Source organism: Streptomyces sp. NBC_01546, assembly GCF_045208355.1.
In the GTDB taxonomy this organism is placed as follows: Bacteria; Actinomycetota; Actinomycetes; order Streptomycetales; family Streptomycetaceae; genus Streptomyces.
On the sequence record NZ_CP109379.1, the window covers coordinates 1,965,069 to 1,973,590 of the forward strand.

Sequence of the window (8,522 nt, forward strand, 5' to 3'; positions counted from 1 at the left end):
CGGTCGGTCAGGTGAGGCCGAGTTCCTTGTCGATGAAGGCGAAGACGTCGGCGGCGGAGGCGGATTCGAGCTGGTCGCCCACGGCCTGCGCGCCGGTCGTCGCTTCGAGGGTTCCGGTCAGCCGTGCCAGCAGGCTCTGCAGGCGGGCGGTGATGCGGGTGGCCTCGATCTCCTCGGCGGCGAGGGTCGCCGCGGTCTCTTCGAGGCGGTCCAGCTGGGCGAGTACGGGCAGTTCACCGGCTCCGGCGTCCTGGCAGAGCTCGGACCACAGGTGGGCCGCGAGCGCCCCCGGGCCGGGGTGGTCGTAGACCATGCTGGTGGGCAGGGGGCGGCCGGTGGCCGCGACCAGCCTCGTCCGCAGGTCGACGGCGGCGACGGAGTCGAAGCCGAGGTCGGTGAAGCCGCGGTCGGCGGGGACCTCGGCCGGGTCCTCGTAGCCGAGCAGGGCGGCCACGTGCGTACGGACCAGGTCGAGGAGGGCCGCCCGCTGCGCGGCCTGGGGCAGCCCGGCCAGGGTGTCCGCGAGGCCGGTGCCCGCTCCGCCGCCGCCCGGTGCCGGGTCGGTGTCGAGGGCGGCCCGCGCCTCGGGCAGTGCGTCGAGGAGCGGGCGCGGGCGGGCGAGTGCGTAGGTGGGCGCGAAGCGTTCCCAGTCGAACTCGGCGACCACGGCGTGCGGGGCGCCGCCCGCCAGGATGCGGCGCAGCGCGCCGACGGCCCGTTCGGGGCGCATCGCGGGTGCTCCGATGCGCCGCATGACGGCGGCCAGTTCGGCGTCGACCATGCCGCCGTCCCAGGAACCCCAGGCCACGGAGGTGGCGGCGAGGCCGCGGGCGCGGCGGTGGGCGGCGAGGCCGTCGAGGCAGGCGTTGGCGCTGCCGTAGGCGGACTGTCCGGCGCTGCCCCATACGGCGGCGCCGGAGGAGAAGAGGACGAAGGCGTCCAGCGGGGTGTCCGCGAGGAGTTCGTCGAGGTGCCGGGCGCCGAGGACCTTGGCGGAGGCCACCTCGGCGAGGTCCGCGAGGGTCAGTTCGGTCAGGGGGGCGATGCGCTGCGGGAGTCCGGCCGCGTGGATGACGGCGGTGAGGTCCGGGAGTCCGGCGAGGAGGGTGCGTACGGCTTCGCGGTCGGCGATGTCACAGGTCTCGACGGAGACCTGTACGCCCGACTCGCGTATTTCGTCGGCCAGTTCGCGGGCGCCGGGGGTGTCCGGTCCGCGGCGGCCGACGAGGACGACGTGGTCCGCGCCGTCGGCGGCGAGCATCCGGGCGACGTGCGCGCCGAGTCCGCCGGTGCCGCCGGTGACCAGGACCGTGCCGCGCGGCCGCCACGGTCCCGCCGGGTCGGGGTGCGCGGGGCGCACCATGCGGCGGGCGTACGTGCCTTCGGGGCGGACGGCGACCTGGTCCTCTCCGGTGGCTCCGGAGAGGGTGTCGCACACGCGCAGCGCGACCCGTTCGGCCGCGGCGCCGGCGACGGTGTCGGCCGGTTCCGCCTCGGCGTCGGCCGGGAGGTCGACGAGGCCGCCCCAGGTGCCCGGAGTCTCCAGGGCCAGGGCCGCCCCGAGGCCCCAGACGGCCGTCTGTGCGGGCCGGGACACCAGGTCGGCGTCGTCCGTGGCCACCGCCCCTTGGGTGAGACACCACACGGGGGCGGTGGATTCCCGCTCGGCCAGCTCCTGGAGCAGGGCGACGGTGTCCGCGAGGCCCTGGGAGAGCGCGGGGTGCTCCGGGTGCGGGGTGTCGTCCAGCGCGAGCAGGCTCAGCACCCCGGCGGGGGCCGCCGGGAGGGCCTCCGGGAGTACGGGGCGCCGGGCGCCGCCGGTCTCCCGCAGTACGGGCGCCGCGCCGCGCGTGGTGAGCGCGTCGGCCAGCAGAGCGGCCAGGGGGCGCTGGCCGGCGGTGTGGAGGACGAGCCAGTCGCCGTCGAGCGGGGCGGCGGGCGTGGGGTCGGCGACCGGCGCCCAGGCGACGCGGTAGCGCAGCGCGTCCACGGCGGCGGTCTCGCGGCGGCCGGCCCGCCAGGTGGTGAGCGCGGGCAGGACGGGGGCGAGGGCGGCGGGGTCGAGGCCGAGCCGCTCGGCGAGTCCCGCGGAGTCCTCGCGCTCGACGGCGTCCCAGAACTGCGACTCCCCGGGGTCGCCGGCGGACCCGGTGGTGGCCTGCGGATCGGGCTGCTGCGCCCAGTAGTTCCTTCGCTGGAAAGCGTAGGTGGGCAGGTCCACGCGGTGCGGGCGGGGCCCGGCCGCAGCCTCGAAGTAGGCGGCCCAGTCGACGTGGACACCGCGGGTGTGGGCGAGGGCCACGGCGCCGGCCAGCTCGCGGTCCTCGGGGCGGCCGCGGCGCAGGGCGGCGGTGAACACCGGCCCATCCGCTCCTTCCGTACCTTCACCGAGGCAGTCGGGACCGAGCGGGGTGAGCGCGGCGTCGGGGCCCAGTTCCAGGAAGGTGTGGACGCCCTTGTCCGCGAGCAGCCGGACGGCGTCGGCGAAGCGGACGCTCGCGCGGACGTGGCGTACCCAGTAGTCGGCGGAGGCCAGGTCGTCCGCGCCGGCGAGCTCTCCGGTGACGGTGGAGACGATGGGTATCCGGGCGGTTCCGTAGGCGATCGTCTCGGCGACGGCGCGGAACCCGGCGAGCATCGGCTCCATCAGCGGCGAGTGGAAGGCGTGCGAGACGGCGAGCCGCTTGGTCTTGCGCCCCAGGGCGTTGAAGTGTTCGGCGATGGCCAGGGCGCCGGTCTCGTCGCCCGAAACCACCACGGCGCGAGGCCCGTTGAGCGCGGCGATCCCGGTGGTCGCGGTGAGCAGCGGCTCCACCTCGTCCTCGGTCGCCTCCAGCGCGACCATCGCGCCGCCCTGCGGGAGGTCGCGCATCAGCCGGCCGCGGGCGGCGACCAGCCGGGCGGCGTCGGGAAGCGTGAGGACTCCGCTGACGTGGGCGGCGGCCAGTTCGCCGATGGAGTGGCCGGCGAGGAAGTCGGGGCGGATGCCCCAGGACTCGATGAGCCGGTACAGGGCCACTTCGAAGGCGAAGAGGGCGGGTTGGGCGCGGCCGGTGTCGGCGAGCGGTTCGCCGTCCTCGCCCCACATGGTGTCGCGCAGGGGGGTGTCGAGGTGTGCGTCGAGGGCGGCGACCGCCTCGTCGAAGGCGTGCGCGAACACCGGGTGGGCGGCGTGCAGTTCACGCCCCATGCCGGGCCGCTGGGCGCCCTGGCCGGTGAACAGGACGGCCGACAGGGCGTCGGGCCGGGCGGCGCCGGTGACGGTGCCGGGTGCGGGCAGGTCGGGGTCGGCGGCGAGCGCGCGCAGGGACCGGGTCAGGTCGGTGCGGCTGCCGGCGACGACCACGGCGCGGTGTTCGAGCGCGGCGCGGGTGGTGGCGAGGGACCAGGCGGTGTCGGCGAGGGGGTGGAGCGGGTGGGCGTCCACGTGGTCGGCGAGGCGGGCCGCCTGCGCGCCGAGGGCCTCCGGCCTCCGGGCCGATACGAGGAACGGCAGGTGGCGGGAGACGTCCTGGACCGAGCTGTCGGATGCCGCCGCCTCGGGTGCCGGCGCCTCGGGGTTCGGGGCCTCGGGGCTCGGCGCCTCCTCCACGATGACGTGGACGTTCGTACCGCTGAGACCGAACGACGACACCCCGGCGCGCTTGGCCCGGCCGCGGTCGGGCCAGGCGATCGGCTCGGTCAGCAGCCGTACGCTTCCCGCGCTCCAGTCGACGTTGGGACTCGGCGCGTCGACGTGCAGGGTCCGCGGCAGCACTCCGTGGTGCATGGCCAGCACCATCTTGATGACTCCGCCGATCCCGGCGGCGGCCTGGGCGTGGCCGATGTTCGACTTGAACGATCCCAGCCACAGCGGCTGGTCGGCGGGCCGCTCCCGGCCGTAGGCGGCGATGAGGGCCTGTGCCTCGATGGGGTCGCCGAGGGTGGTTCCGGTGCCGTGCGCCTCCACGGCGTCCACGTCGGCGGCGGTCAGCCGCCCGGAGGCGAGCGCCTGCTGGATGACCCGCTGCTGGGAGGGCCCGTTGGGGGCGGTGAGGCCGTTGGAGGCGCCGTCGGAGTTCATCGCCGAGCCGCGGATGACGGCCAGGACCGGGTGGCCGAGGCGGCGGGCCTCGGAGAGCCGCTCGACGAGGACCATGCCCGCGCCCTCGGACCAGGTGGTGCCGTCGGCTGCCGCCGCGAAGGACTTGCAGCGGCCGTCGGGGGCCAGGCCCCGGTCCTGGCTGAAGCCGACGAAGGAGTCCGGGCTCGCCATCACGGTCACCCCGCCGGCGAGGGCCAGCGTGCACTCGCCGGTCCGTACGGACTGGACGGCGAGGTGGAGGGCGACGAGGGAGGAGGAGCAGGCGGTGTCCACGGTGACGGCGGGGCCCTCCAGGCCCAGGGAGTACGCCACGCGCCCGGAGGCGACGCTGGCCAGACCGCCGGTCCCGCCGCCGCCCGGATAGTCGTGGTACACCACACCGGCGAACACGCCGGTCCGGCTGCCCTTGAGCGAGGTGGGGTCGATGCCGGCCCGCTCGATCGCCTCCCAGGACACCTCCAGCAGCAGCCGCTGCTGCGGGTCGGTGTCGCGGGCCTCGCGCGGGCTGATCTTGAAGAAGTCGGCGTCGAACTCGCCCGCGTCGTGCAGGAAGCCGCCTTCCCGGCAGTACGTCTTCCCGGGCGTGCCCGGCTCCGGGTCGTAGAGGGCGTCCATGTCCCAGCCGCGGCCGTCCGGGAAGAGCGAGACGGCGTCCCGGCCGGAGTCCACCAGCTGCCAGAGGTCATCGGGGGAGGCGATACCGCCCGGGAAGCGGCATCCCATCGCGACGATGGCGACGGGCTCGTGCTGCTGCTCCTCGGCCTCCCGCAACTGGCGCCGGGTGCGCTGGAGTTCCGTGGTGGCCCGCTTGAGATAGTCCCGGAGCTTCTCGTCGTTGCTCATCGAACCTCAACCAATCTAGAGCTGATCGCTGGCTAGTGCTGTGACCGGAAAGGTTCACCGGGTCACAGCACTAGGAGATGCCGAATTCGCTGTCGAGCACGTCGAACAGCTCCTCGTCGGTGACCGTTTCGAAGTCGGGGCCGTCCTCCGCCGGTCCTGCGGCGGCACCGCCCCGGGCGTCGCGCCAGCGGCGTACGACGGCCTCCAGCCGGGCGGTGATGGCATCCGCGCGGGCGCCGATGACCTCGGTGTCGCCGCCGGAGGCGGGGAACCCGGCGAGCACGGCCTCGATGCGGTCGAGTTCGGCCAGCGCGGCCGCGGCCGGGTCACCGCCGGCGGGCTCGGCCGCCATCCGCTCGCCGAGGAAGGCGGCGGCGGCCCGGGGCGTCGGGTAGTCGAAGATCAGGGTGGCGGGCAGATCGCATCCGCTCGCGGCGGTGAGCCGCTTGCGCAGTTCCACGGCGGCCAGCGAATCGAATCCCATGTCGCGGAAGGCGAGATCGGCTTCCACGGCGGCGCTGGAGGGGTACCCGAGAACCGTCGCGACATGTGTCCGCACCAGTGCCAGCAGGACCCGCGCGCCCTCGGCGGCGCCCACCCCGTCGAGCTCGGCCCGCAGCGCCTCGGCGGCCTCCCGGGACTCCGCGGCCGAGGGGACCTCGTGGCCGGCCGGGGCCAGGGGGATCGGGCCGCCGGAGGAACCGGCGGCGTCGACCCAGTAGCGGGCGCGCTGGAAGGGATAGGTGGGCAGGTCGACGAGCCGGGCCCCGGTGCCCGCGTAGTACGCCTCCCAGTTCACGCGCACGCCGTCCGCGTGGAGCTGGGCCAGGGCCGTGATCAGCGCCTCGGGCTCGGGACGGTTCCTGCGCAGGGCCGGTACGAGCACCGCGTGCGCGGAATCCTCGCTCTCGAGGCTCTGACTGGCGAGACCGGTCAGGATCCCGTCGGGGCCGATCTCCAGGAACCGGGTCACGCCCTCGTGCTCCAGCGCGCGGACGGCGTCGGCGAAGCGGACGGCCTCGCGGACCTGGGAGATCCAGTATTCGGGGGACTGCCAGTCGGCGCCCGCGCGGTCGGCGGTCACCGTGGAGACGGCCGCGATACGCGGCTCTGCGTACGTCAACTCCAGTGCGATGGAACGGAGTTCGTCCAGCATCGGATCCATCAGGGAGGAGTGGAAGGCGTGGGACACGGCGAGCCGGCTGGTCTTTCGACCGGCCGCGGAGAAGTGCTCGCCGACCGCCAGGACGGCTGCCTCCGCACCTGAGACGACCACGGACTCGGGCCCGTTGACGGCAGCGATGCCGACGCCGTCGGTGAGCTGCGGCAGCACCTCGCTCTCGGTCGCCTGGATGGCGAGCATGGCGCCACCGGCCGGGAGTTCCTGCATCAGCCGGCCGCGGGCGACGACCAGCCGGGCCGCGTCCGCCAGGGACAGCACCCCGGCCACGTGCGCGGCTGCCAGCTCGCCGATCGAGTGACCGGCGACGAGGTCGGGCGTGATTCCCCAGGTCTCCACCAGCCGGAACAGGGCGACTTCGAGGGCGAACAGGGCGGGCTGGGTGAGGGCGGTCGCGTTCAGCGCCTCCGGGTCCTCACCCCACACCACATCCCGCAGCGACCGCCCGAGGTGCGGGTCGATCTCCGCGCACGCCGCGTCGAATGCCTCCGCGAACGCCGGGAAGGCTTCGTACAACTCCCGCCCCATGCCAAGCCGTTGGGCGCCCTGGCCGGTGAACAGGAACGCCGTCCGGCCGCCGCGCCGGATGCAGCCGGTGACCACCCCGGGGTGGTCCTCGCCCGCCGCGAGGGCGGCGAGCCCGCTCCCGGGGTCGCCCACGAGCACGGCGCGGTGGGCGAAGAGGGTGCGCGAGACGGCCAGGGAGAGCCCGATGTCCGCCGCATCGGCATCGGGCTCCGCCGTGACCCGGCCCAGCAGGCGCTCCGCCCGAGCGGCGAGCGCCTGCTGGGACTTGGCCGACAACACCCAGGGAGTCACGGGGAGTCCGGCCCGCACAGCCGCCTCCTGGGCGCCCTCCGGCGCCTCCTCGATGATCACGTGGGCGTTGGTCCCGCTGATGCCGAACGAGGACACCCCGGCGCGCCGCACCGCACCGGATGCCACCCAGGGACGCGCCTCGGTGAGCAGTTCCACCGCTCCGGCCGACCAGTCCACCTGGTCCGAGGGCTCGTCCACGTGCAGGGTGGGCGGCAGTACTCCGTGCCGCATGGCCATCACCATCTTGATGACGCCCGCGACACCCGCCGCCGCCTGGCTGTGCCCCATGTTCGACTTGATGGACCCCAGGTACAGCGGCTGCCCCTCGGAGCGTTCCTGTCCGTACGTCTCCAGCAGGGCCTGGGCCTCGATCGGGTCGCCGAGGGTGGTGCCGGTGCCGTGCGCCTCCACGGCGTCGACCTCGGCCGCCGACAGACCGGCATCGGCGAGGGCCCTGCGGATCACGCGCTGCTGGGCGGGACCGTTCGGGGCGGTCAGACCGTTGGAGGCGCCGTCCTGGTTCAGCGCCGAGCCGCGGACGATGCCGAGGACGGGATGCCCGTTGCGCCGCGCGTCCGAGAGCCGCTCCAGCAGCAGGACGCCCGCGCCCTCCGAGCACGCTACGCCGTCCGCCGAGGAGGCGAAGGACTTCGAGCGGCCGTCGGCGGCCAGCCCCTGCTGGGTGCTGAAGTAGACGAACATGTCGGGGGTGGACATCACCGTGACCCCGCCGGCCAGCGCCAGGTCACACTCCCCCGACCGCAGCGCCTGGGCCGCCATGTGCAGGGCGACCAGGGAGGAGGAGCAGGCCGTGTCCACGCTCACGGCCGGGCCCTCGAGGCCCAGCGTGTAGGCGACCCGGCCGGAGACCACGCTGCCCGCGGTGGTGCTCCCGGGCTCCCGGCCCAGGGCGTAGTCGTGGTACATCACGCCCGCGAACACCCCGGTCGCACTGCCCTTGAGGGTGGTGGGATCGATGCCGGCCCGCTCGATCGCCTCCCAGGACACCTCGAGCAGCAGCCGCTGCTGAGGGTCCGTCATCAGCGCCTCGTTGGGGCTGATCCCGAAGAACACCGGGTCGAACTCGGCGGCGTCGTAGAGGAATCCGCCCTCCTGCGCGTACGTCTTCCCGGGGGTGCCCGGCTCGGGGTCGTAGACCTCCGGGTCCCACCCGCGGTCGGCCGGGAAGCCGCCGATGGCGTCCACGCCGTCGGCGACGAGCCGCCACAACTCCTCCGGGGTCGTCACGCCGCCCGGGTACCGGCAGCCCATGCCGACGATCACGACCGGGTCGCCGTGGCGTCCGGGCCGGCGCTCGGCCTCGGCGAGGCGGCGGCGGGCGTCGCGCAGGTCGGATGTGGCCCGCTTCAGATACTCGAGAAGCCGCTCCTCGTTGCTCACCGAGATCTACTCCCTCTGGTCGGACCGTCCGTGGCGGCTCATGTGCCGTACCTGGCCGTTTAGTTGATCGGTTGGAACGCTACTGAGCTGGCCAAAGGGCGGCCTACCCTTAGCCCACCCCTGCCGCGGGCCCCGGCGGATGAGGGGAAATCCCGCACTGCGCGCCAACAAAAAGGCCGGGGTGCCGGATCCGCC

Annotated in this window: 1 protein-coding gene and 1 pseudogene; both read right to left on the reverse strand. The window is 74.6% G+C overall.

Features of this window, described 5'->3' with window-relative positions; translation table 11 throughout:
• Positions 1-7 precede the first annotated feature (7 nt).
• Positions 8-4,927 (reverse strand): type I polyketide synthase, encoded by a 4,920-nt coding sequence (locus OHA89_RS09215; protein ID WP_406365860.1) that lies wholly within the window; start codon positions 4,925-4,927, stop codon positions 8-10.
• 70 nt (positions 4,928-4,997) lie between these two features.
• A pseudogene (locus OHA89_RS09220) lies at positions 4,998-8,288 on the reverse strand (type I polyketide synthase); the annotation flags it as partial.
• Positions 8,289-8,522 lie beyond the last annotated feature (234 nt).

Excerpts from the sequence above, each read along its gene's own strand:
- OHA89_RS09215 (WP_406365860.1), bottom strand. The coding sequence starts at position 4,927 with ATGAGCAACGACGAGAAGCTCCGGGACTATCTCAAGCGGGCCACCACG.